The sequence below is a fragment of the Flavobacterium algoris genome, from assembly GCF_048158525.1.
Lineage (GTDB): Bacteria > Bacteroidota > Bacteroidia > Flavobacteriales > Flavobacteriaceae > Flavobacterium > Flavobacterium algoris.
The window spans coordinates 1-21810 of the sequence record NZ_JBLNKT010000025.1 but is presented as its reverse complement, the minus strand read 5'-3'; the positions used below and the strand labels follow the sequence as shown (position 1 = coordinate 21810).

The window sequence follows — 21810 nt, the reverse complement described above, 5'->3', positions numbered from 1 at the left end:
TGAAATATGATTTTTTGTCTAATTATGTTTTTACGGCAATCATTTTTTCAAATTCCAATAAGTTTGAGTAATTTCGCGCCTTATTTGTAAAAAGTGCAGAAAGAAATCATAGTTATCATTGGCGGTCCCGGAACTGGAAAAAGTACAATCATAGATGGATTAGTGGCAAATGGATATTGCTGTTATCCCGAAATTTCCAGACAAGTGACTTTAGAAGCTCAAAAACAAGGTATCGAACAATTATTCTTAACAAATCCTTTACTGTTTAGCGAATTACTTTTGGAAGGTAGAAAAAAACAGTTTCAAAGCGCACTTGAAGAACCGCATAAAATTGTGTTTATAGACCGTGGTATTCCAGATGTTGTAGCCTATATGGATTATATCGGTGACAGTTATCCATCCTTTTTTGACACAGCCTGTAAAGAATACAAATACACAAAAATCTTTATTCTTCCACCTTGGGAAGAAATCTACACGAGTGATACTGAACGATATGAAAACTTCGAACAGGCAAAAAATATCGACACACACCTTGTGGCAACTTATCAAAATTATGGTTACGAACTTATAGAAGTACCTAAAGATAGTGTTGATAACAGAATTCTTTTTATCTTAGATAAAATTTCTAAATAATTTAAGGATTACAAATTGGGATTTACGATTTTTTCATCAAGTATAAATTAAAATCTAATCCCGAAGCTTTGGGAACGAAATCTATGCCAGAAGCATTACAAATTCTTCAAAAGTATTGGAAACATGACAAATTTAGATCGCTGCAAAACGAAATTATAAATTCTGTTTTAAGTGGTGAAGATACTTTTGCGCTAATGCCTACCGGTGGCGGAAAATCAATCTGTTTTCAGGTTCCTGCCATGATCAAAGAAGGAATTTGCCTAGTAGTTTCTCCTTTAGTTGCATTAATGAAGGACCAAGTCGCCAATTTACAAAAACGAAATATTAAAGCGATTGCATTGACTGGTGGAATAAAGTCCGATGAAATGATTGACTTATTGGACAATTGCCAATTTGGAAATTATAAATTTTTGTATTTATCCCCGGAACGTTTGCAGTCAGACTGGATTCTCGAAAGAATAAAAAACCTACCTATCAACCTGATTACAATTGACGAAGCACATTGTGTTTCACAATGGGGACACGACTTTAGACCTGCTTATTTGAAAATCTCTGAATTAAAAAAGCATTTCCCTAAAACCCCTTTCTTAGCTTTGACCGCAACGGCAACACCTAAAGTTAAAGAAAGTATCATCACTGATTTAGGATTGCATAATCCAAAAATTTTCGAGAAGTCATTTGCACGGGAAAATATAGCCTACATGGTTTTTGAAGTCGAAGACAAACTTTTTAGAATAGAGCAAATTCTGAAAAAAAACCCTCAGTCCTCTATAATATATGTAAGAAATAGAAAATCGTGTTTGGATATTTCCTCACAATTACAATCTTTAGGATTCAAAGCAACGTATTATCACGGCGGACTTACGTCCAAAGAAAAAGATAAAAACATGCAGTCTTGGATGAATGAAACAACACAAGTTATTGTTGCTACCAATGCGTTTGGGATGGGAATTGATAAAGCCAATGTAAAAACAGTTATCCACATTCAGCTTCCTGAAAATTTAGAAAATTATTACCAAGAAGCTGGACGTGCCGGAAGAAATGGCGAGAAAGCTTATGCCGTATTATTAACCAGTCCATCAGACATTATTCAAACTGAAAATCAGTTCATTAATGTCCTCCCCGATAAAAAGTTTTTGAATCTAATGTATGTCAAACTTTGCAATTATTTTCAGATTGCATACGGAGAAGGAATCGACGAGCAATTTACTTTCAATTTGCATCATTTTTGTCTAAAATATGAGTTTCCAACATTGAAAACCTATAATGCCATGCAGTTTCTGGACAGACAAGGAATTATTAGTTTATCTCAAGAGTTTTCTGAAAAAATTACATTGCAATTTCTTATTCCTTCCAAAGAAGTGATTCGTTACATGAGTTTAAATCCAAATGATGAAGAAATCATTTTAGCAATATTGCGAACGTATCCTGGAATTTATGAAATGCAAACTGCCTTCAATATAGAATTGATTGCAAAAAAGTCAAATCATGCCACAAATAAAATACAAGCAGTTTTACATAAATTGAAAGAAAAAGACATTCTTGAATATCATTCAAAAAATAATGATGCGACTTTAATTTTCAACGAAGTTAGGGAAGACGAAAGAACCATTAGTCGAGTTTCTAAATATTTAGAAAAGCAAAACGAATTAAAAAAGGAACAACTTAAAGCAGTCCTGTTTTATGTTAATGAAAAGAAAGTTTGTAAGAGTAAATTGATTTTGGATTATTTTGGTGAGAAGACAAACGTTGATTGTGGAATTTGCTCCTATTGCATTACTAAAAAAAATAGAAAATTAGACATAACTTCACTTTCGAAAGCCATTATTACCTTGCTACAAACAGAAGATTTAAATTCCAGAGACATTCAAAATCGCACTAAAAATAGCCCAGATGACATTATCTTTGTGCTGCAACATTTATTAGAAAACAACACTATTTTGGTTAAACCAAATAATAAATATACTTTAAGATCATAATGGAAAAATTACGAATTATTTTTATGGGAACCCCAGAATTTGCCGTTGGGGTTTTAGATACTATGGTAAAAAACAACTATGAAGTTGTGGGTGTTATGACAGCAGCAGATAAACCTGCCGGTCGCGGACAAAAATTAAAATATTCGGCGGTAAAAGAATATGCGCTTGCCAATAACCTTACTTTATTACAACCTGCAAACCTAAAAGATGAAGCTTTTTTATCGGAATTAAAATCTTTGAATGCCAATTTACAAATTGTAGTTGCTTTCAGAATGTTACCAAAAGTAGTTTGGGAAATGCCTTCATTAGGAACATTCAATCTTCACGCTTCGCTACTACCCAATTATCGTGGAGCAGCTCCAATAAATTGGGCAATCATAAATGGAGAAACAAAAACGGGTGTGACTACATTTTTTATCGATGATAAAATTGATACTGGAGCAATGATTTTAAGTTCGGAAACACCAATCTCGGCGACTGAAAATGCAGGACAATTGCACGATCGATTAATGGATTTGGGAAGTACGACCGTAATTGAAACTTTGGAAATGATTGAAAAAGGAAATGTAACGACCATTATTCAAAAAGATGATGCTGATATTAAAACAGCATACAAGCTAAATAAAGAGAATTGCAAAATAGATTGGACAAAATCAGCTTCAGAAATAAATAATTTGATTCGAGGTTTGAGTCCTTATCCAGCTTCTTGGTGTTTCTTTGGAGACAAAAATGAAGAATGGAATGTCAAAATATATGAAGCAAAAATCATCTCGGAACATCACAATTATCCTGTTGGTAGTTTGATTTGTAACAAGAAAGAGATGAAAATTCCTGTAAAAGATGGATTTATCCAAGTACTCAGTTTACAGTTTCCGGGAAAAAAGAGAATAAGTACTGCGGAATTGTTAAATGGGATGTCTTTTTCTGAAAACGCAAAAGTCTATTAACATCAGTAAAAACGGGTGTTTCAATAATTTTAACAAGAAATAAGCCTTGTTTTATGAACAAAAAAAATAAGTTATTAACAAAACAAACTAAAATAACACAAAACGCTTGCAAGGAACGGATTTCCTACTAAATTTGTGTATTAACAATTTTTTTAACCAACAATTAATAACTATTTATTATGAACAAATCAGAATTAATCGATGCTATCGCTGCAGATGCAGGAATTACAAAAGCTGCAGCTAAATTAGCTTTAGAGTCATTTTTAGGAAATGTAGGCGGTACTTTGAAAAAAGGTGGAAGAGTATCTTTAGTAGGTTTCGGATCTTGGTCTGTTTCAGCTAGAGCAGCTAGAGACGGAAGAAATCCTCAAACAGGAAATACTATTCAAATCGCAGCTAAAAATGTTGTGAAATTTAAAGCTGGTGCAGAATTAGAAGGAGCGGTAAACTAATTTGAGTTTTCCAATATAATCAAAACCTTCCACATGGAAGGTTTTTTTATGCATTTGAACGACTTTCTTTGGTTTTTTTGAAATTTTATTCTTAAATTTAATAAAAAAAGTAGCCGTTATGATTTCAGAAAAATTAAAAAAAGGACATCTACTTATAGCAGAGCCTTCTATATTTGGAGATTTATCATTTAGCCGATCAGTAATATTATTAGCAGACCACAATAAGGAAGGTTCTGTTGGTTTTATTATAAACAAACCTTTAAAATATACCATCCACGACTTAATACCGGATATAGACGCTCGATTTAAAATCTACAATGGTGGTCCAGTGGAACAAGACAATCTTTATTTTATCCATGATATTCCAGAACTGATTCCTAATAGCGTAGAAATTTCAAATGGTATCTATTGGGGTGGTGATTTCGAATCTGCGAAAGAGCTTATCAATTCTGGTAAAATAAGAAAAAATAACATTCGCTTCTTTTTAGGGTACACTGGCTGGGAAGAAGACCAACTAGAAACCGAAATGGAATGTAATTCTTGGATAATTACTGAAAATAATTATGAAAATAAAATCATAGGAAAATCACCCGCTCATTTCTGGAAAGAACAAATCATGGAATTAGGAGGAGAATACCTTATTTGGTCAAATGCTCCAGAAAATCCTTATTTAAATTAAATACTATTTACAGCCTCGTTCAATTTTCCAACTAGTTCATTAGCTAATTTAGCTGTAAACTCTTTTTTACGGTATTTAGTTATAGGCTGGATTCCTTTTATAACATTTGTGACAAACAATTCGTCAGCTTTTTGAATATCAAATGGAGAAATTACTTCTTCAACAACCTCAAGATTTTCTATCTTTTTTGCCAAACCCAATATTTGTTTTCTCATTACACCATTCAAGCATCCTTCGGAAACAGGAGGTGTAATCAGTTTATTCCCTAAAAGCATAAAAATATTTCCTTGCAAAACTTCAACGACATTCTTACTGTCATTTAACAAAATACAATTGTCTAATCCATTTTCGTTAGCATAAATACTACCCGTTATGTTTATAATTTTATTTGTTGTTTTTATAGAAGACAGCAATTGTTTTGTCACATAAAAGTCTTTATACAAATCGACTTCATATTCCTTTTGGTCAATTGAATACAAAGTGTTTTCTAGTGCTATTGTATGAATCAAAAAAGAGATTGTATTGCTCAAAGGTAAATAATAGCCTCCATCATTTCTATAAATAGTAATTCTGGCCCTTGAAGAACGCTCTAGTTGATTAACTTTAACTACTGACAGGATTTGCTCTTCAAAATATTCCATGGTAAAATTCATCGGGATTTCCATTCGAACCACACGCATAGATGCCATTAATCTAAAATAATGATCTTCTAAAAAAAGAATTTTATTATTTATTATTTTAACTGTTTCGAAAACGGCATCACCATATAAAAAAGCGCGGTTCTGTGTCAATATATTAGCATCTTGAGACACTATAGTTCCATTAAAATTAATCATAAAAAAAGCCCTAAATTTTGTTTAGGGCAAATATAAGTCATAAAATATGATTTTACTATACAGAACCAATTAGATGTTTCAAATCTGAAATTTGATTTTCCCATAGCTGAGTTGCTTCATCAACTTCATCTTTGGATGCAAAATCAACAACCATTAATGAGACATCTTTAGTTAGTTCATCAACTAAAATATGTAATTCAAAAAAATATTCCGTGTCTTTACTGTTTTCGTCAACCCACTTGAATTTTACTTTTTCACCAGACTTCTTAGAAGCAAGTCTTGCTTTTTCTTCGGAATCATTCCAAATGAAAGTGAAAAATTCTCCACGAGAATTTACGTTGTCGGCAAACCACTCCGATAAACCGGATGGAGTCGATATATATTGATATAATAATTGAGGCGAAGAATTTATAGGAAACTCGATTTCGTAACGTACTTTTTGATCCATGAGCTACATTTAATTTTTGTGAAATATAAGAATATAAGTCCGAAAAAAAAGGATTTTTAAAAATATTTTTTTTTCTTGAAAAAACACTTGCAACCTGTAATATTATTTTTATATTTGCACCCGCATTCAGGGCTGGTTATCCACCCTCGATCATGGCGAGATAGCTCAGTCGGTTAGAGCGCAGGATTCATAACCCTGAGGTCCCGAGTTCAAATCTCGGTCTCGCTACAGACTTAAAGTCAAGTAAATCACGGATTAGTGTCAACTAATCCGTTTTTTTATGTCTAGTATTTTATTACTTTTACAAAGAGTACACCAAAACGTACACCAAACAGTACACCCTTTGATCCAAAAAAAATATTCAGAGCCTAGAATTTATATCGGAGGAGTTGATATCACTTTATGGAATCAACTATCAAAAGAAGAGTAAAACGCTGCGCTTTCAAAGGATTGGTACATTTAATACAAATTTATTGACGAGGCAACTGGTAAACTAAAGCGCATGCCTAATATAAAAGGAGGTGCAAATCGATTTAAAACAAAAAAGAAAAGACTTCATATTTTCAATCAGTTAAGAGATTCGTTAGAATATCTTTTAGAAAAAGGATTAAATCCTTACACTGACCCTGATTTAACCTTGCTTCAAGATGAAAAAGCTACTAGCACCACAAAACCTATTATAGCTATACCGCAACCCGCTGTTGAAGCCGTAGCTATTATTGAACCTTTAATCAATATATCAGATGAACCCATTTTGTCTATAAAGGAGGCTTTTGAATATGCATTAAAAATCAAGAAAAAATCACTTAATGACGTCTCTTTTATAAATTATAAGGGAAGAATTGGATATGCAAATGAAAACTGCACATTAAGTTAAGCTACATTTTTGTAATTAATTTGATTGTTAAATTCTTCAATAGTTGCATAATTCAAAGCAGAATGTCTCCTTTTTCTGTTGTACCAAATTTCAATGTATTCAAAGATTTCTAGTTTCATTTGTTCTTTAGAAATTAGTTTGTTTCCATAAATCAATTCAGTTTTCAAGGATTTAAAAAAGCTTTCCGCTACTGCATTGTCCCAACAATTTTCCTTGCAGCTCATACTACGGGTTATTTTTTTATAGAAATCAAGAACATTTACAAATTTTTTGCTTGCATATTGAACACCTCTGTCGGAATGAAAAATCAAACCTTCCTCAATATTTCGGTTTTTAATCGCCATTTTCCAAGCTCCAAGCGTAGTTTCATCTGTACTCATTCCATCGCTTAAACTCCAACCTATAATTTTTCGGTCGTATAAATCCATAATCGTTGTCAGGTATACAAATCCCTCCTTGGTTTGGATGTAGGTAATATCCGAAACCCAAGCTTTTGAAGGCATTTTTACAATAAACCCTCTGTTTAATATATTTTCAACGATTAAATAATTATGATTTGAGTTGGTCGTTACTTTGAATTTCTTGCTTAATTTACTTCGTAAGCCTAGCTGTTTCATATATTTTGCTACACTAATTGCTTCGCCTGTTCGAGCAAAGCTCTCGGGTCTTGAAATTTTATAACCAATACTCCAAAGTTCTAATGTTATTCTAGGACTTCCGTATCGCTGTTTGGATTTAAAATAAATCAATATTATCTGTTCTTTTATGGCGATTTTTCGTTGCTGTCTTGCAGTGATTGTTTGTTTTTTCCATCGGTAATAACTTCCACTACTCACTTGTAGAACTTTGCACATTTTTTCAATCGGGAATACTTGTTCATTGTTTTTAATGAAACTATAAATCATCGACCGCTCTTGGAAAAAATGCCGATTGCTTTTTTTAATATATCTCGCTCTAACTCGGCATCTTTTAGTCTTTTCTCCAATTCGTGAATTTTTTCTTGTTCAGGACATAGTTTTAAATTCCCTTTTCCTGGAAAACTTCCCTCTCCAAACTCCTCGAACTCTTTGCGCCATTTGTACAACTGTGGTGCTGTTACTCCCAATTCTCTGGCGAGTTCTGATACATTTGTTCTATCATAACTCAATTGAACGGCTTTTTCTTTAAAAGCTTTATCATAAATTTTGCGGACTTGTTTCATAGGCTAAAATTAAGATTATTTCTTAACTTAATGTGATGGCTAAGTTAGCATGTCCAAGGAGTTCTGCCAATACAATAGTTTAAAGATGGAAAAGTTCTAACCGTTGATAATTGTGTAGGAATTATTTTCTACACAACTAAATTTTGAAAGGTAAGTTGTTCAGGATTACTTCTCCCATCCTGAAATTAATATATATATTAAAATGACACAAATAAACTGTTGTTTTAGATATAAAAAACATGTCTTTCTTTTTTATATCGATAGAAATATCGATATTCGTAATAAACACAGGGGAACAATGAATGACTATTTAATAGGTATAGGTAAGAGAATTAAGGATATTCGAAAAGCCAACAAAAAAACCATCAGTACAGTAGCTAGTTCAGCTGAGGTGAGTAACGGTCTTATTTCCAGAATTGAAAACGGGAGAACCATTCCTTCCTTGCCGGTTTTACTCAATATCATCAATGCACTCGAAATCAACGTTTCAGATTTTTTTGAGGGTATCCCTAAACCTTCAGAACTGAGTTATATTGTTTCTCGATGCGAAGAAAACGCAACGATAGAAAAGGAAGATGAAGCCAGAGGCTTTACCTATAAATATATTTTTGGAAAACAGCTGTCAACTATAGGCTTTGAAGCTGTTTTATTAGAAGTTGAGCCCAACTCACAAAGAGACAAAGTAGAAACGGATGCCTATGAATTCAAATACATGATTACTGGAGAATGTTTTTATAACATTGGAGAGGAAGAAGTACTTTTAAAGGAAGGAGATTCTCTTTTTTTTGATGGTAGAATTCCTCATGTTCCTATCAACAGAGGGAATATTTCTGCTAAAATGTTAGTACTTTACTTTTTTTTTAACACTCAAAAAGAATGATTTTTTTTTAAAAACTCCCCTTTTTAGTATATCAAAAAGGAGAGTTCAACAATAAAAACAAACAAAAAATCATAAGAGAATCGCTCTTAATTCATTTAAACTTTCTATAATGTATGTTGGATTGGCTTCTTGAATTTGAGCTCTGTTTTGAGCTCCGGTTAATACACCAACAGTAATACCACAATGGGCATTTTTCCCCTCTTCAATATCAATAGCGGAATCCCCAACTTTCATCACTTTTTCAGCATCATATATACCTGCATTTTTCATGGCTAGAAGAATCATATCTCCTTCTGGCCGTCCATTTTCTACATCATCTGCAGTAACTAAACCATCAATGGTTTCGCCTACAATCCATCCTAATTTCTCTAATAAAAAAAGAGCCGTTGTACGGTCATAACCCGTATTTAAAACTACTTTAATACCACTATCCCTTAACTCTTTAAAAAGTGACTCAGTACCTTCAAAAGTTTTAATTTCCAAGGTTATATAAGCCTCTTTTAGCGCCGTTTTAAATTTTGAAAAGGCAATATTAGCAATTAAACCTATTGAAGTCAAGGTAGTACTCTCCTTTAAAACATCTGTTATCGCCTGATGTTTTTCTTTTCCTGCTGCATATTTTAAAACCTCCTCTAAACTGACATTAAATCCTTCATCATTAATTACTTTTTGCACTGTTTTATAAACAACGTTATCTTCATTTACTGTCGTTCCGGCCATATCAAAGACCACTAATTCTATTCTTTGCTTCATTCTTTCGTATTAAAAATTTTATCTATATTTTCTTTAGAAAATCCGGCACTAGCTGTCATTCCTTTTCCGCCTATTCCTGTTATGATATGAATATTATGATCTATTGTATGCTCAAAAACATCCTTAGTTTTACATTGCGAATACATGCCATACCATCTGCTTTGAATTTCATAATTGGGTAAATCAATGATTTTTTTGGCTTCTTCGATCATAAAATTATCAATATCCATGTCTAAATCAAAACCCAAATCATCACTATCTTTAGCATCAGCATACTGATGGGAATCGCCCAAAATAACCGAGCCATCTGCCGCTTGTTTGAATAAGAGATGTACGCCCCATTTTTTCTCTGAAGAATTTGGATCTTCATTTGCTTTAATTGATTTAAAGGAAGGACATTCATAAAAGGCCTCATATCGTCTAATAGATAAACCCGTAAGGATAGAACCATCAAGTGTATAATTTTGTTGAGGTTTGGTTTGCATCATTTGCAACTTAGAAACCTCTAAATCACTCTCATTAAATAGTTTTGGAAACAAATTTTTAAACTCATTCCCATTACAAATAATCACTTTACTGGCTAAAAAAACCGTATTAGCAGCACTCAAAAGAGAGACTCCCTTTGAGGTCGATTCACAATTAATAATACTGGTGTTCGGGATTAGTTTTAGCCCCATATTCTGAATCATAAACTCTTGTAACCTGTAAATCATCGTTCGCGGTTCTACAGTAACTTCTTCCGGAAAAAACAATCCTGCCTTGACATAATTAGAACGCAAACCGGGATACTTATCCAAACATTCTTGTTTAGTCAATAAATAGGATTGATAATGATTCGATTGATTAATTTGGGACAACTCTTCAATTAATTGCACTTCTTCCTCATTCGAAGCCAAATAAACTGATCCCTTTTGACGAATTGAAATATCAAATTGACTTTGAATTTCTTTATAAATTGCTAAGCTTTCTCTTCCGTAAGCCTGCCATTTTGAGTCCATTCCTGAGGGAACTACTTGTCCAAAATTTTGAATGGTCGCTCCTTTTGGCATTTTATCTTTTTCTATAATGGCAACCTGAAGTCCTTTTTTTAAGGCATGATAGGCATGAAAAGTACCTAAAACTCCGCTGCCAACAACTATAAGATCATACATTGGTTTCATCTAATACTAATTTATAATTGACACTACTTTTTTTATGTGTTTTAAATTTCCCTTTTAAGTAAAGAATTGAACTGATTGTTACCACAAATCCGATACCTGCAACCGCATACGCGCTATATGTGAAAAATTCAATCCAAGACAAACCAGATTGTCCAAAATTTTTATACAACAAAACAACAACGCTTCCTAAATAGCCAAAGGCATCTGCTAGGTAAATAAGGAAGCCAGCATTGCCTTTGATCCGGAAAGCTCCTATAAAACGATCAAAAAACAGGCAGTTGAAAGGCACATAACAAATGTATAATCCAAATCCTGAAACAACCATCCAAGTGAATGGCGCTATATTTCCACTATGGAATAAATAGGTTGATACACCTAATGAGATGGAACCTAGCAAAAGCAAAAATTGGTAAAACAATAATGCTTTCATATTATCCTTAAAATAAAATGCAAAACCTAACACCAATAATACAATACAAGCGACCCATGTTTCAGAACTAGAATAAACCGATATATCGCCTTTATACCCCATTGAATCCCATAATTCACGCGAGAAATTATCCCTGAAATCTCTAAAAGAAGTCAGGAAAGTGTAAAACAAAACCCATATCGTTATTGGAAATGCAAATTTCAATACTAATTTTTTTCTTTCTTTTCCTGTCATCGGGATACGCTCGGAGCGGAGCTCAATATCTTCTTGTGTAGGCTTTGGGATTCGCTCCAATAACCAAGCAAAAAACAATAAGGGCAGAACAAATAATGAACCTGTAATGGCTGGCATCCAAAGCTGGGAAAATCCCCAAGAAGTCATCACGAAAAGTCCAACTGATTTCACGACACCACTAGAAACTATGAAACTAGTGCTTAAGGCTACCCCCAATATCTCAGTGAATTTTCGACCTTCCAGATACGAGAAAACAATTCCCCAAATCATTCCTAAGGGAACCCCATTCAGGAACATAAAAACAACATTAAACGGTTGGGGCACCAAAGCAAATAAAACCAAAGCCATTTCCGCCATGAGGATTAATCCCAGTAAATAATATACCCGTTGATTTACTTTTAATTCGGAAACTACTTTAATTCCAATAAATTTAGAAAGCGCATAACCCAGTACTTGTGCGATGATTAGAATAATTTTATAATCAATATGAAACACTTCCATCCCTTCAAATGTGGCTACACTAAAGGGTTTTCTAAAAGCATACATGCAAAAGTAAGCTCCGAATGAAGCCAGTGAAGCGTTCAATAAAAATGGAATATTCGATTTTTTTACTGACTTTTGCATTAGTCTTTAAATAGATCTACCGCGTTTCCCTTCATTTCTGTGTCTTTCAATTTACTATCTAAAACCTCTAAAACGGTTGCTGCGATTTGGTTTGTGTACAATTGCTCCTTTTTCGCTTCTCCTATTGCTTTTACATTAGGTCCTAAAATAGCCATCCATGTTTGGTCAGCTCCTTTAACACCATTTCCATGATCTGTCCATTTAGAATCCTTTTCAACGCCTGTACCTCTACCATGATCTGTAGTAATTATAAAATAGCTGTTATTTTTATAAAACGGATCATTTTGAACATAATTCCATAAATCTTCAATTAAGGCATCGGTGTTATGCATTGATTTTGTGTACAAATCAAAAAAACCTGCATGTGCAAAATCATCGGTTTCTCCATAAGAAATATAAACTAATTTTGGATGACTCTTTTTAATGTATTCTTTAGCAAAATGATGCGTAAATACGTCTAAACGAACCTCTTCGAATATAATTGGTGCTTGACGCTGTATCTCGTTTAAAAACTTTTCTTTTTCATTTAAAACGCCCTTAGCATCCATATAACCAGCATTTACCGGAACACCGCTTCGTTTATCGTTTATTATGTATGGAAAAACATCCCAGCTACCAAAAGCAGCAACTTTACCTTTATAGTCCTCCGAATTATTTGCTTTTTCTAAGATGGTTACATTTTTATTGTATATTTTGTCATTGCTTTTTACGTTTTCATCATCTGCTTTTCCGGTTAGAATCTCATTATATCCAGGATATGAAAAAGCCATTTTGTTAGTTAAGTTTACCTTACTATCCTTGTTTCGATTACCATGTAATTGTCCTTCTTTGGCAATCGTATTCCAGAAGAAAGGCATTAACAAGGTTCTGTTTTCTTCAGTTGAGTTTCCGACAAATTTTTTGGTTAACAATGCTTTATCCTGAGCATAAGAACTATTCAACAAAACAGGATCTATTCCTGTAAAAACATCTTGCCAGCGTACGCCATCTAAGGTGATTAAAAATACGTTAGCTTGCTTTTCTGCTTTTTGTTGTGCTTGAGTTGTTCCTAAAAATAACAAGGCAAATAGGCTCGTTAGTACAATTGATTTCTTCATTTTATTCTATTTTTTGATGTTCTACTGCCATTAAACTTTCTTAAGATTGATCTTTTACTGATTACATTCACTTAACTCCGATTGCATATCAATAACATGCTCTTGCACAATCGGAATTGATTTGGCAAAAAAAACTACAAACTTTATCACGCTTGTTGGCTCAATATTCTTATTGTGACAAGACCACAGGGAGCAAATCTCTATGGTCATGAAATTTTTTAGTAGTGTAATCTTGATTATTTAAGCAACCACATTTTAGCATTTATATCATCCGATCCTCCATATTGAGTACTTAATGCAGCCTTAATATTAATGCTGTTAGTTTCAAACTCACTTTGTGGATATTTCCAACGATTGGGAATGCGTGAGCCATTTTTGTTTGCTGGTCCTACGTTAAATACAGGTATGCCCGTTCTTCTATAATTGAAATAAGATTCTCTTTCTGAATTTTGAAAGAAAGCGACATATTTTTGACTTAAAATTTGCGTCAATCCATCCGCTGTATTTCCCTTATAAACAATATTTGAATTCGCTAAGAAATTGTTGATATCACTTGTACTAATAGAATAAAAGTTCATGGAAGCTTTTATACCTTGATTATAATGGCTGGCGGCGTCCCCTGCAATCCAACCTCTGTTGATTGCTTCAGCTATTCCGAATTCCTGCTCTGCGAAACCAATTAAGATATAATCTTCTCCGCTAAAAGTGCTGTAATATCTTTTTTGATTTGGATATGATAATTTCCCCTTATCAGAAGCAACTTGCATAGCTCCTTGATCATCACCAGTATAAGCCGGAACATACGCATTCAAGCTTAATGGATCATTTGGATTATAATAAAAAGTTGCAGCATCCACTACCTTATAGATTCTTGGGTCATTATTTTGTTTTAAAATATCTAAATAGGTACCCGCCATAATATTTCTGTTTCTGTTGAAACCAAAATTACTTGGGTTTAATGCATATTGGTTCCCATTCTCATCAGCAAAATGACGTGCTAAATTATCAGCTATACCTGTCATCAATGGATATTTTTCTGGATTAGATATAATCTGGCTGAACTGAGATTTTATATTAATTTCAGACTCTTTTTTACTCAAACTGATTAAAACTCTTACACGAAAAGAATTAATCAATTTCTGCCATTTGTTTAGATCACCCCCATATAAAAAATCACCTGAAATATTTCCTGTTCCTACTTCTCCTTTTGCAATTATAATTTGATCGTTTGCAGCATCTAAAAGAGATAATATCGAAATATAAACCTCTTTTTGGCTATCATATTTAGGCTCTGTGATTGCAACGTCACTAGTCGCTTGCAGTGCTTCAGTCATTGGAATATCTCCAACTCTTTTTGTCATATAATCTAAAAAATAAGCTTTAAAAAATTTAGATAAAGCTCCATATTTATTTTTCGTACCTAATTTAGAAGCTTCTTTTTCCATAGCTACTACATTGGACATCGTAGTATATCTGAAAGCTGCAGAACCCCAGTTATAATCTTGTGATCCATAATAATCAAAAGATATTGCCCAAAATTGATTGTCTCGCTGTGCTGCAGACCAAGGCCCTTCATCTAGGTTATTCATTACTCTTAAGACCTCTGACAACAACATTGATGGAGGAACGCTCGTCGCTTTATTTGGATCACTAGCCAATTCATCAAAATTAGTACAAGAACTAATGATGAATAGCAATGCAACCGCGAATAATGTTTTATAATTATTTAATGTTTTCATTTTTTGTACTTTTTAAAATTTAAAATTTAAGTTAAGACCATAACTTTTTACAGTAGGTGTTTGCAATGGTGAAGTACCTTCATTTAGAAATTGATCTAAATCTATATTCTTATTTTTAGAGAAATACAATAAATCTCTTCCGATTAAGGATACTGAAGCTGAGTTTATAAATGAGCTCTTTAATACTGATTGTGGTAAATTATAAGTGATACTTACTTCTCTTAATTTAAAGAAAGTTTTGTCAATAATGTTAGCGGCTGTTCTTCCATTGTAAGATTTAGAAAAATCCTGATAAAACATTTTTGTAGTATTTGGTGCGTAGGTTCTGGTATCTGTTAATGTATTTCCTTGACCATCGGTTACTAAAGAACCTCCTGTCACCACTACTCCATCAGTTACATATGATTTTATACCTATAACATCATTTGCTCTTTCTGGTGTATCACTACCCTCATGAGTTCCACTTTGCCACATTTTTTCGTTTACATAATTTTCTATTTTCCCACCATATCTACCATCAAAACTAAAGTTCAATGCGAAATTTTTGTATTTAACATTATTGGTCACCCCTAATGCTCCATCTGGTGCTTTATTACCAATTTTTGTTTTATAAGAGTTCAACAAAGGTTTTCCATCACCACCGACTATTAATGCGCCTGTATTAGATCTCATGAAATCATTGATATAAAATCCGTCTACACGATCTCCAATTTTGATTAAACCATTATTGCTGATTCCATCATATACTCCTTTCAGATACTCTTTATAAGTAGACCAGTTCACAATAAAATCCCAACTAAAATTCTTCGTTTTTATGGGTTTAACAAAGAAAGAAACCTCTGTTCCTTTAGTGTCGGTTGTAATTCCATTCGCTTTACTTCCTAAATAACCTGAAGCTGCTGAATAACTTAAATTAAAAATTTGTGGGCCATTAGTATTTTTGAAATAAGTGATATCAAAACCAAATCTGTTTTTGAACATTCTAGTTTCTAACCCAATTTCATTGGAAGAGTTAAACGCTGGTTTCAAATTAGGATTCGCTAATATTTCTCCAACATATGCAGCATTATAGGTCTTTCCATCAATTGTAAATGGATCTCTTAATCCATAAGTATTTTGATTGCTGTAGATATCCAATGAACCGCCTACTTTAGCGAAGGAACCTCTTAGTTTTAAAAAATCAACAGTAGGAATCTTGATAATTTCACTTAAAACGGCACTCACGGCTACTGATGGGTAAAAGAACGTATTATTCTGTTTTGGTAATCGGGAATCTTTGTCAAATCGTCCTGTAGCTCCTAAAAACAAGAATGATTTATAAGATAAATCTAAAGACCCATAAGCACTGTTAGTTTCAAAATGACTGTTATAATTAGTAGGTTGTACTGGACTTTGTGTGTTACTCAAATTGTATAAACCCGGAACAATTAAATAATTAGTCGTTGCAAAAGAATTTCTGTACTTCTCGGTATTATTATTTAAACCAACTGTAGCTTTGATGTCAAAATCACCAATGCTTTTATTATAATTCAACATTAAATCAGAATAATTTTTGAATTTATAATCATTTTGCTCTTTGTAGTCCCCTTGTGCTTTTTCTCTGCCATAGGTAGTCATAGAATAAGGAAATTTTTCATTGCGAAACAAATTGCTTACCGCCATATTTGTTCTTAATATAACATCAAAATTGGAATTGAATTTATGGTTAACACTAACTTGTCCGGAATAATCATTTTTATAATAGCCTCTCAACCATTCGTAAGCCATGAAATAAGGATTATTATAACGGGTATATTCAAAATTTTTCTGTTGTAAACCTTCCTTTCCATCTTGCCAGTAATTCCTTAAATCACGTACATCATAATCAGCTCCACCCCAAATAATCATATTGTATAAATAACTGTTTGGTCCATAAGTTACATTTGGATTGTTAGGTGAAGTCTGAAAATTGAAATTAGAACTAGCATCTACCCATGTATTATCACTAAGATTATACCTTCCGCTTAAATTGTAATTGTAGGTATTTAATTTAGTATTTGGGTTGACCCCTTTTTGATATACATTGGACACCGAAAAACGAATATTTCCCTTATCAAAGTTAGACGCTAAGGATAAGTTATTCGTAACAAGCAAACCGGATTCCATAAAATTAGTGAAGTTGTTTTTTCCTCTTGCCAACCAAGGTGTCGGAATTAAATTTCCCTGGGCATCCAATGGACTGTCATACTGTGTAATCAACTGCCCATTAAATTTTGGTCCCCACTGATCGAAATCGGCGTCATTTACTCCTCCCCCTTTTCCGTCCTTAAAAGCATATTGTCCATATGATCCAGATCCGTAATTACTTTGAGTTTTAGGTATTGCATTAAAACCCGATTGAAATAAAGTGTTATGATTGTATTCAACGACAAAGCCTTTACCGTTTTTAGTACCTCTTTTTGTAGTGATTTGTACCGCTCCGTTTCCTCCCACCGAACCGTACAAAGCTGCAGCGTTAGCTCCTTTTAAAACATTAACACTCTCAATGTCATCAGGACTAATATTATAAGTGTCCGTACCTAATGGAACACCATCTACCACTATCAGCGGATTTTTTCCTCGTATATATAATTTTGGAGCAGTGAAAAATTCAGAAGAAGCGGCTACAATTAATCCCGATATCTTACCGGCAAGTGAATTCAGAACATTCGCATCTCTGCCTTTTGTTAAATCACCTTCTACCTGTTGAACCGAATAGCCTAATTTCTTTTTTTCTTTTTTAATCCCTAATGCAGTAACAACAACTTCATTCAAACTTTGTGAGCTTGCTTGAAGCACTATAACGGCACTGGTCAATTTTGAGGTGTTGAAATCAACACTATTAAAACCAATATAGGAAATCGTCAGTATTTCATTTCCTTTTGGCAATTGTATTTCAAAATTACCATTCATGTCAGTGTCAACTGCAGTAGTTTTTCCTTTAATAAGGACTGTTGCTCCTGGCAACGAAACATTTTGTTCATCAACAACCCTACCCTTAAACGAGGTCGTTTGTGCAAAAATTAAAGATGTCGTGAGCATCGATAATAAAATAATTAAAGTCTTTAAATTTTTCATCATTCTTTTAAATAGTTACTATTAGTAAATTTTATAAGGCAAATTTGACAAATATTTTACTATTAGTAAATATTTTGATTTTAAGAAATCTTTAACAAGTCTTTATTGTATTGTCAATTAAATGTTAAGTAATGAGGTAAAAGTGGTTCAATAAGTCTGAGTCTTTATATTGAAATAAAAAAACAAGTAAATAAAACAGCCCAACAAAATAACTCATGACTGGAGTAATTCTGTTGGGCTGTTGCTGAAGTAGAAATAATTAGTGGTTAAATACTATTGCTTTTTCTCTCTGTTTTCTAATCGATTTGCATCTTGTTCTTTACTATCTCGAAACATATCTTCTACATCATCAATTTTGGGAGCGTCTTTAAGTGCCTTCCAATTAAATTTTTCGTCAAATGGATCTAATGCTTTTTGAGGATTAAAAATTTTAGGGTCCACTTCTAATGCATTGTAAGGTTTATAGTTTGGAGTAGTCATAAAAAGATCGTTTAAATCCGTCGCACCCGCATCATATTGATTTAAATAAGGCATATCGAGAATATTCCAAAATGTTTTAAATATACTCCCAAAACTATAATGTCGATGGCCTACATAATCTCTTTTTACCCAAGGAGAAATAAGCATCAGAACGCTTCTATGTGCATCAATATGATCAACTCCATTTTGCGCATCATCTTCGGTAATTACTATTAACATGTTTTTCCAATAGGGCGTATGCGATAAATATTCTACAATTCGACCAACAGCCAAATCATTATCCGCCATGTAGCTTTCTCTAAAAGAATATCCGGCTTCAGGAAGATCAGCTGCACCATGGTCATTTGGAATTATAACTGTCAAAAACGGAGGCATAATTCCTTTCCCATTTATCCATTTCTCATCAAATTCTTTAATGAATTGATCAATTCGGAACTGATCTGGTATGGCTGTATTGTAGGTTGGATACATTTTAGAAGTCCTTTCGAATAAGGGTTCCGGCATTGGAAAATTAACAAATTGTTGGATTCCAGTATATTTAAATTCAGACTTATATAAAGCCGGTTCAAACATAATGCTGAAACCAAAATTATAAAAATCAACATTATGACGGGCCAAATGGTCCCACATGGATCCTGCTTCATTATAATCTTCGGGATATATGGCTCCTGCAGCGCCATTCATTGCAAAAACTCCAGGCGCTTTTGAATGTTCTTTGAAGGTACGGTTGCCCCCATAACTGGCTGCTGTCGCGGTTTCACACCACTCGTTAGGATAAGTATTGGTTAGCCAGCGATGACCATCTGCTGAAACATCAGAATCGACATAAAAATTATCTGAAATACTAAATTGTCTGGCCAAGGCCAAATGATTAGGCATAACAGTTGTATTTGAGACAGAATCTGTTTTCTTTCGGTTCGAAAAAGAAGCGTTTTCACCATATCGGGCTAATGTTGCGTCTCCATTTCCATTTTTAATCTGACCAAAAATTTCATCATAGGTTCTATTTTCTTTCGATATAAATACAATGTGTTTAATTGGGCTTTCTTGCGCTCCTGGATAAAGTGGAATTGGATTATTTGCTCTTTTGTTAAAAATAGAATCGGTCGCATTATTAAATTGAAAGTTATTGGAAACAACGTGTTTTGTGTGCTCTTGCAATTGTTCGTCTTTTGGGATGTCAACAACTTGAACGTTTCCTTTCATCAATGACCCGATATAACTTCCGTCAGGACCTACTTCATAAGTTGCACCTCCATTAGGACCGCTTCCAAAACCTTTCGCATTGGCAATGATTAGTTTTGTTCCATCCCGACTTACTTCAATTTTAGAGGGAAACCAAGCTGTTGGTATATGTCCTAAAACTTTTTGATCAGATACATTGATTACTGCCACAGCATTTATTCCAGATTCTGCTACATACAAACGTTTTTGATCTTGGCTTAAAGCCAATCCAAAAGGAATAACACCTCTAAATTGTTTTATACGGGGATCTAGTTTCAAAGCAATGGTATTCACAACAGCATCTTTTGCAATAGATATAACCGATATATTATCATTGGTACCATTACTGACAAAAACATAATCATCTGTTGCTACAATAGAGTTGGGACTGGAGCCACCTACCGCAGGAATTCCTTCGACTAATGCACCAACTAAATTTCCTGTTTTAATTTTAGCCACTACTTTTGGATGCAAAGTATCTTCAATATTGATAGAAAATATAGAAAAAGCATCAATAGCGTTAAGGTCTCCTAATCCTTTAATAGCGATAGTGTCATTTTGAATACCAGTTTGCATTTCTTTAGAACCATACGCAAAAGCAGGGTAATTTATTGATTTTATCTTAGCGTCTTTTTCGTTACTTTCTTTTATATAATCGTATTCAAACATACCGACATTAGCGACATACACTTTCTTTTCATCTGGTGAAAGGCAGATCCCAAACGGATAACGTCCCACTGGAACAGAATGTATCAAGGTTCTAGTTTGTGTATTCATAATTACCATTCTAAAACCAATTTGGTCCACTGCATAAAGTGTTTTTCCATCTTTAGACAACTTCATATCTCCAATATAACCATGACTATAATCAACTATTTCAGAAGTAAATGAACAATCTATAGAATCTTTTTTTACACCAGTATTCACGTCAAATAAATACACTTTATTCGCTTGTCCACCAGCAACATAAATCGTTTGATTATCTGGTGCAATTGCTAAACCCATAAATACCGAAGCCAAAACTCCTTTATCTGTAGCAGGACCTGGAGGAACTTGTTGCACTTCGGGATGCTCTGACATAATATTTCTAATAATAGTAATCGATAAAGGATTAGTTCCTGAATTTGCTGTAACTGCAACTTTCCCGTTCGGACTTAAAGTCAATCCGTAAGGATGAGGCGCAGTCATAATATTTTTTCCACCGGGAGTAATAAAACGTCCGTTTGGAAGTACCGTAATTCCTAATTTATCGATTTTTGTAATCTGATCACCACTGGGCGCAGCTATAATCCATAAAGGTTTAATTGAGACGTCTTTTTTAACACCACTACATCCTGCAAAAAAAAGGAGTAGAAATAACGATCTAATAGTTGTTTTCATGATTTTGTATAAAATATTTTTTTTTAATTTGACATAAAACACTTCGTGTTTAAAATTTGTAGAAAATAACACTGCTGTAAGTAAAGTTCAAAATATGACTTTACTATTTTAAATTAAGATCAATTTATCTCATTCTTTACATCAATAGCTACAAAATTATAAGATTAAAATATTTTTATGTTATTTTAAATATCAACCTACTGTTATTTTACTGTTATGGATATGCAAATGAAAACTGCACATTAAGTTAAGCTACATTTTTGTAATTAATTTGATTCTTAAATTCTTCAATAGTTGCATAATTCAAAGCAGAATGTCTTTTTTTTCTGTTGTACCAAATTTCAATGTATTCAAAGATTTCTAGTTTCATTTGTTCTTTAGAAATCAGTTTGTTTCCATAAATCAATTCAGTTTTCAAGGATTTAAAAAAACTTTCCGCTACTGCATTGTCCCAACAATTTCCTTTGCGACTCATACTACGGGTTATTTTTTTATAGGAATCAAGAACATTTACAAATTTTTTGCTTGCATATTGAACACCTCTGTCGGAATGAAAAATCAAACCTTCCTCAATATTTCGGTTTTTAACCGACATTTTCCAAGCCTTAAGCGAGGTTTCATCTGTACTCATTCCATCGCTTAAACTCCAACCTATGATTTT

Annotated in this window: 19 protein-coding genes and 1 tRNA gene; 8 read left to right on the top strand and 12 right to left on the bottom strand. The window is 33.3% G+C overall.

Annotated elements, in window-relative coordinates; all coding sequences use genetic code 11:
- Window positions 1-93: 93 nt before the first annotated feature.
- The 5 genes from ACM55I_RS12460 to ACM55I_RS12440 all read left to right on the top strand — a co-directional run bounded on the left by ACM55I_RS12460 (window position 94) and on the right by ACM55I_RS12440 (window position 4690).
- Window positions 94-633: an AAA family ATPase gene (locus ACM55I_RS12460; protein ID WP_416837523.1), complete on the top strand. Its 540-nt coding sequence runs from the start codon at window positions 94-96 to the stop codon at window positions 631-633.
- Between the two features lie 83 nt (window positions 634-716).
- Complete coding sequence (locus tag ACM55I_RS12455; protein WP_416847161.1) at window positions 717-2612, top strand: RecQ family ATP-dependent DNA helicase; 1896 nt, start codon at window positions 717-719, stop codon at window positions 2610-2612.
- A complete protein-coding gene (gene fmt / locus ACM55I_RS12450) occupies window positions 2612-3559 on the top strand; it encodes a methionyl-tRNA formyltransferase (protein ID WP_416847128.1) in 948 nt (315 codons plus the stop codon). The genes ACM55I_RS12455 and fmt overlap by 1 nt, the downstream gene beginning before the upstream one ends.
- Before the next feature lie 179 nt (window positions 3560-3738).
- Window positions 3739-4011, top strand: coding sequence for an HU family DNA-binding protein (locus ACM55I_RS12445; RefSeq protein ID WP_035667751.1), 273 nt, complete (start codon window positions 3739-3741; stop codon window positions 4009-4011).
- 118 nt (window positions 4012-4129) lie between these two features.
- Complete coding sequence (locus tag ACM55I_RS12440) at window positions 4130-4690, top strand: YqgE/AlgH family protein (RefSeq protein WP_039109095.1); 561 nt, start codon at window positions 4130-4132, stop codon at window positions 4688-4690.
- Here ACM55I_RS12440 and ACM55I_RS12435 read toward each other — a convergent pair.
- Together ACM55I_RS12435 and ACM55I_RS12430 are read right to left on the bottom strand one after the other, a co-directional pair.
- Window positions 4687-5526 carry an aminotransferase class IV gene (locus tag ACM55I_RS12435; protein WP_416847127.1) on the bottom strand — a complete coding sequence of 280 codons (840 nt, stop codon included), beginning with the start codon at window positions 5524-5526 and terminating at the stop codon, window positions 4687-4689. The two genes, ACM55I_RS12440 and ACM55I_RS12435, sit on opposite strands and share 4 nt — an antisense overlap.
- A gap of 55 nt (window positions 5527-5581) precedes the next feature.
- Entirely contained in the window at window positions 5582-5974 is a 393-nt protein-coding gene (locus ACM55I_RS12430) for an START-like domain-containing protein (RefSeq protein ID WP_039109093.1), read from the bottom strand.
- A gap of 154 nt (window positions 5975-6128) precedes the next feature.
- On the opposite strand from ACM55I_RS12430, the gene ACM55I_RS12425 reads away from it, so the two are divergent.
- A tRNA-Met gene (locus tag ACM55I_RS12425) sits at window positions 6129-6202 on the top strand.
- Between the two features lie 274 nt (window positions 6203-6476).
- Window positions 6477-6851, top strand: a complete 375-nt coding sequence (locus ACM55I_RS12420; protein WP_416847126.1) for a hypothetical protein — start codon at window positions 6477-6479, stop codon at window positions 6849-6851.
- Here the strand turns inward: ACM55I_RS12420 and ACM55I_RS12415 are convergent.
- Window positions 6848-7795 (bottom strand): IS3 family transposase, encoded by a 948-nt coding sequence (locus ACM55I_RS12415; RefSeq protein ID WP_416847160.1) that lies wholly within the window; start codon window positions 7793-7795, stop codon window positions 6848-6850. The genes ACM55I_RS12420 and ACM55I_RS12415 overlap by 4 nt on opposite strands.
- Window positions 7753-8052, bottom strand: a complete 300-nt coding sequence (locus tag ACM55I_RS12410) for a transposase (protein ID WP_416847125.1) — start codon at window positions 8050-8052, stop codon at window positions 7753-7755. The genes ACM55I_RS12415 and ACM55I_RS12410 overlap by 43 nt, the downstream gene beginning before the upstream one ends.
- A gap of 298 nt (window positions 8053-8350) precedes the next feature.
- Here ACM55I_RS12410 and ACM55I_RS12405 point away from each other — a divergent pair, with 298 nt between their 5' ends.
- A complete protein-coding gene (locus ACM55I_RS12405) occupies window positions 8351-8932 on the top strand; it encodes a helix-turn-helix domain-containing protein (RefSeq protein ID WP_416847124.1) in 582 nt (193 codons plus the stop codon).
- Window positions 8933-9001: 69 nt separating this feature from the next.
- Here the strand turns inward: ACM55I_RS12405 and ACM55I_RS12400 are convergent, their stop codons facing one another.
- The 8 genes from ACM55I_RS12400 to ACM55I_RS12365 all read right to left on the bottom strand — a co-directional run.
- A complete protein-coding gene (locus ACM55I_RS12400) occupies window positions 9002-9685 on the bottom strand; it encodes a phosphonatase-like hydrolase (protein WP_416847123.1) in 684 nt (227 codons plus the stop codon).
- Window positions 9682-10845, bottom strand: coding sequence for a TIGR03364 family FAD-dependent oxidoreductase (locus ACM55I_RS12395; RefSeq protein WP_416847122.1), 1164 nt, complete (start codon window positions 10843-10845; stop codon window positions 9682-9684). Before ACM55I_RS12395 ends, ACM55I_RS12400 begins: the two co-directional genes overlap by 4 nt.
- A complete protein-coding gene (locus tag ACM55I_RS12390) occupies window positions 10829-12133 on the bottom strand; it encodes a DUF5690 family protein (protein WP_416847120.1) in 1305 nt (434 codons plus the stop codon). Before ACM55I_RS12390 ends, ACM55I_RS12395 begins: the two co-directional genes overlap by 17 nt.
- Window positions 12133-13230, bottom strand: coding sequence for a sulfatase-like hydrolase/transferase (locus tag ACM55I_RS12385; protein ID WP_416847119.1), 1098 nt, complete (start codon window positions 13228-13230; stop codon window positions 12133-12135). Before ACM55I_RS12385 ends, ACM55I_RS12390 begins: the two co-directional genes overlap by 1 nt.
- A 236-nt stretch (window positions 13231-13466) precedes the next feature.
- Entirely contained in the window at window positions 13467-14969 is a 1503-nt protein-coding gene (locus ACM55I_RS12380) for a SusD/RagB family nutrient-binding outer membrane lipoprotein (RefSeq protein ID WP_416847118.1), read from the bottom strand.
- Window positions 14970-14981: 12 nt separating this feature from the next.
- Complete coding sequence (locus ACM55I_RS12375; protein ID WP_416847116.1) at window positions 14982-18068, bottom strand: SusC/RagA family TonB-linked outer membrane protein; 3087 nt, start codon at window positions 18066-18068, stop codon at window positions 14982-14984.
- Between the two features lie 270 nt (window positions 18069-18338).
- Window positions 18339-21149, bottom strand: a complete 2811-nt coding sequence (locus ACM55I_RS12370; protein WP_416847115.1) for a bifunctional YncE family protein/alkaline phosphatase family protein — start codon at window positions 21147-21149, stop codon at window positions 18339-18341.
- Window positions 21150-21396: 247 nt separating this feature from the next.
- A partial coding sequence (locus tag ACM55I_RS12365) for a transposase (RefSeq protein ID WP_416847114.1) occupies window positions 21397-21810 on the bottom strand: 414 nt, incomplete at its 5' end.

Excerpts from the sequence above, each read along its gene's own strand:
- ACM55I_RS12455 (WP_416847161.1), top strand. The coding sequence starts at position 717 with ATGCCAGAAGCATTACAAATTCTTCAAAAGTATTGGAAACATGACAAA.
- fmt (WP_416847128.1), top strand. The coding sequence starts at position 2,612 with ATGGAAAAATTACGAATTATTTTTATGGGAACCCCAGAATTTGCCGTT.
- ACM55I_RS12445 (WP_035667751.1), top strand. The coding sequence starts at position 3,739 with ATGAACAAATCAGAATTAATCGATGCTATCGCTGCAGATGCAGGAATT.
- ACM55I_RS12440 (WP_039109095.1), top strand. The coding sequence starts at position 4,130 with ATGATTTCAGAAAAATTAAAAAAAGGACATCTACTTATAGCAGAGCCT.
- ACM55I_RS12435 (WP_416847127.1), bottom strand. The coding sequence starts at position 5,526 with ATGATTAATTTTAATGGAACTATAGTGTCTCAAGATGCTAATATATTG.
- ACM55I_RS12430 (WP_039109093.1), bottom strand. The coding sequence starts at position 5,974 with ATGGATCAAAAAGTACGTTACGAAATCGAGTTTCCTATAAATTCTTCG.
- ACM55I_RS12420 (WP_416847126.1), top strand. The coding sequence starts at position 6,477 with ATGCCTAATATAAAAGGAGGTGCAAATCGATTTAAAACAAAAAAGAAA.
- ACM55I_RS12410 (WP_416847125.1), bottom strand. The coding sequence starts at position 8,052 with ATGAAACAAGTCCGCAAAATTTATGATAAAGCTTTTAAAGAAAAAGCC.
- ACM55I_RS12405 (WP_416847124.1), top strand. The coding sequence starts at position 8,351 with ATGAATGACTATTTAATAGGTATAGGTAAGAGAATTAAGGATATTCGA.
- ACM55I_RS12400 (WP_416847123.1), bottom strand. The coding sequence starts at position 9,685 with ATGAAGCAAAGAATAGAATTAGTGGTCTTTGATATGGCCGGAACGACA.
- ACM55I_RS12395 (WP_416847122.1), bottom strand. The coding sequence starts at position 10,845 with ATGAAACCAATGTATGATCTTATAGTTGTTGGCAGCGGAGTTTTAGGT.
- ACM55I_RS12390 (WP_416847120.1), bottom strand. The coding sequence starts at position 12,133 with ATGCAAAAGTCAGTAAAAAAATCGAATATTCCATTTTTATTGAACGCT.
- ACM55I_RS12385 (WP_416847119.1), bottom strand. The coding sequence starts at position 13,230 with ATGAAGAAATCAATTGTACTAACGAGCCTATTTGCCTTGTTATTTTTA.
- ACM55I_RS12380 (WP_416847118.1), bottom strand. The coding sequence starts at position 14,969 with ATGAAAACATTAAATAATTATAAAACATTATTCGCGGTTGCATTGCTA.
- ACM55I_RS12375 (WP_416847116.1), bottom strand. The coding sequence starts at position 18,068 with ATGATGAAAAATTTAAAGACTTTAATTATTTTATTATCGATGCTCACG.
- ACM55I_RS12370 (WP_416847115.1), bottom strand. The coding sequence starts at position 21,149 with ATGAAAACAACTATTAGATCGTTATTTCTACTCCTTTTTTTTGCAGGA.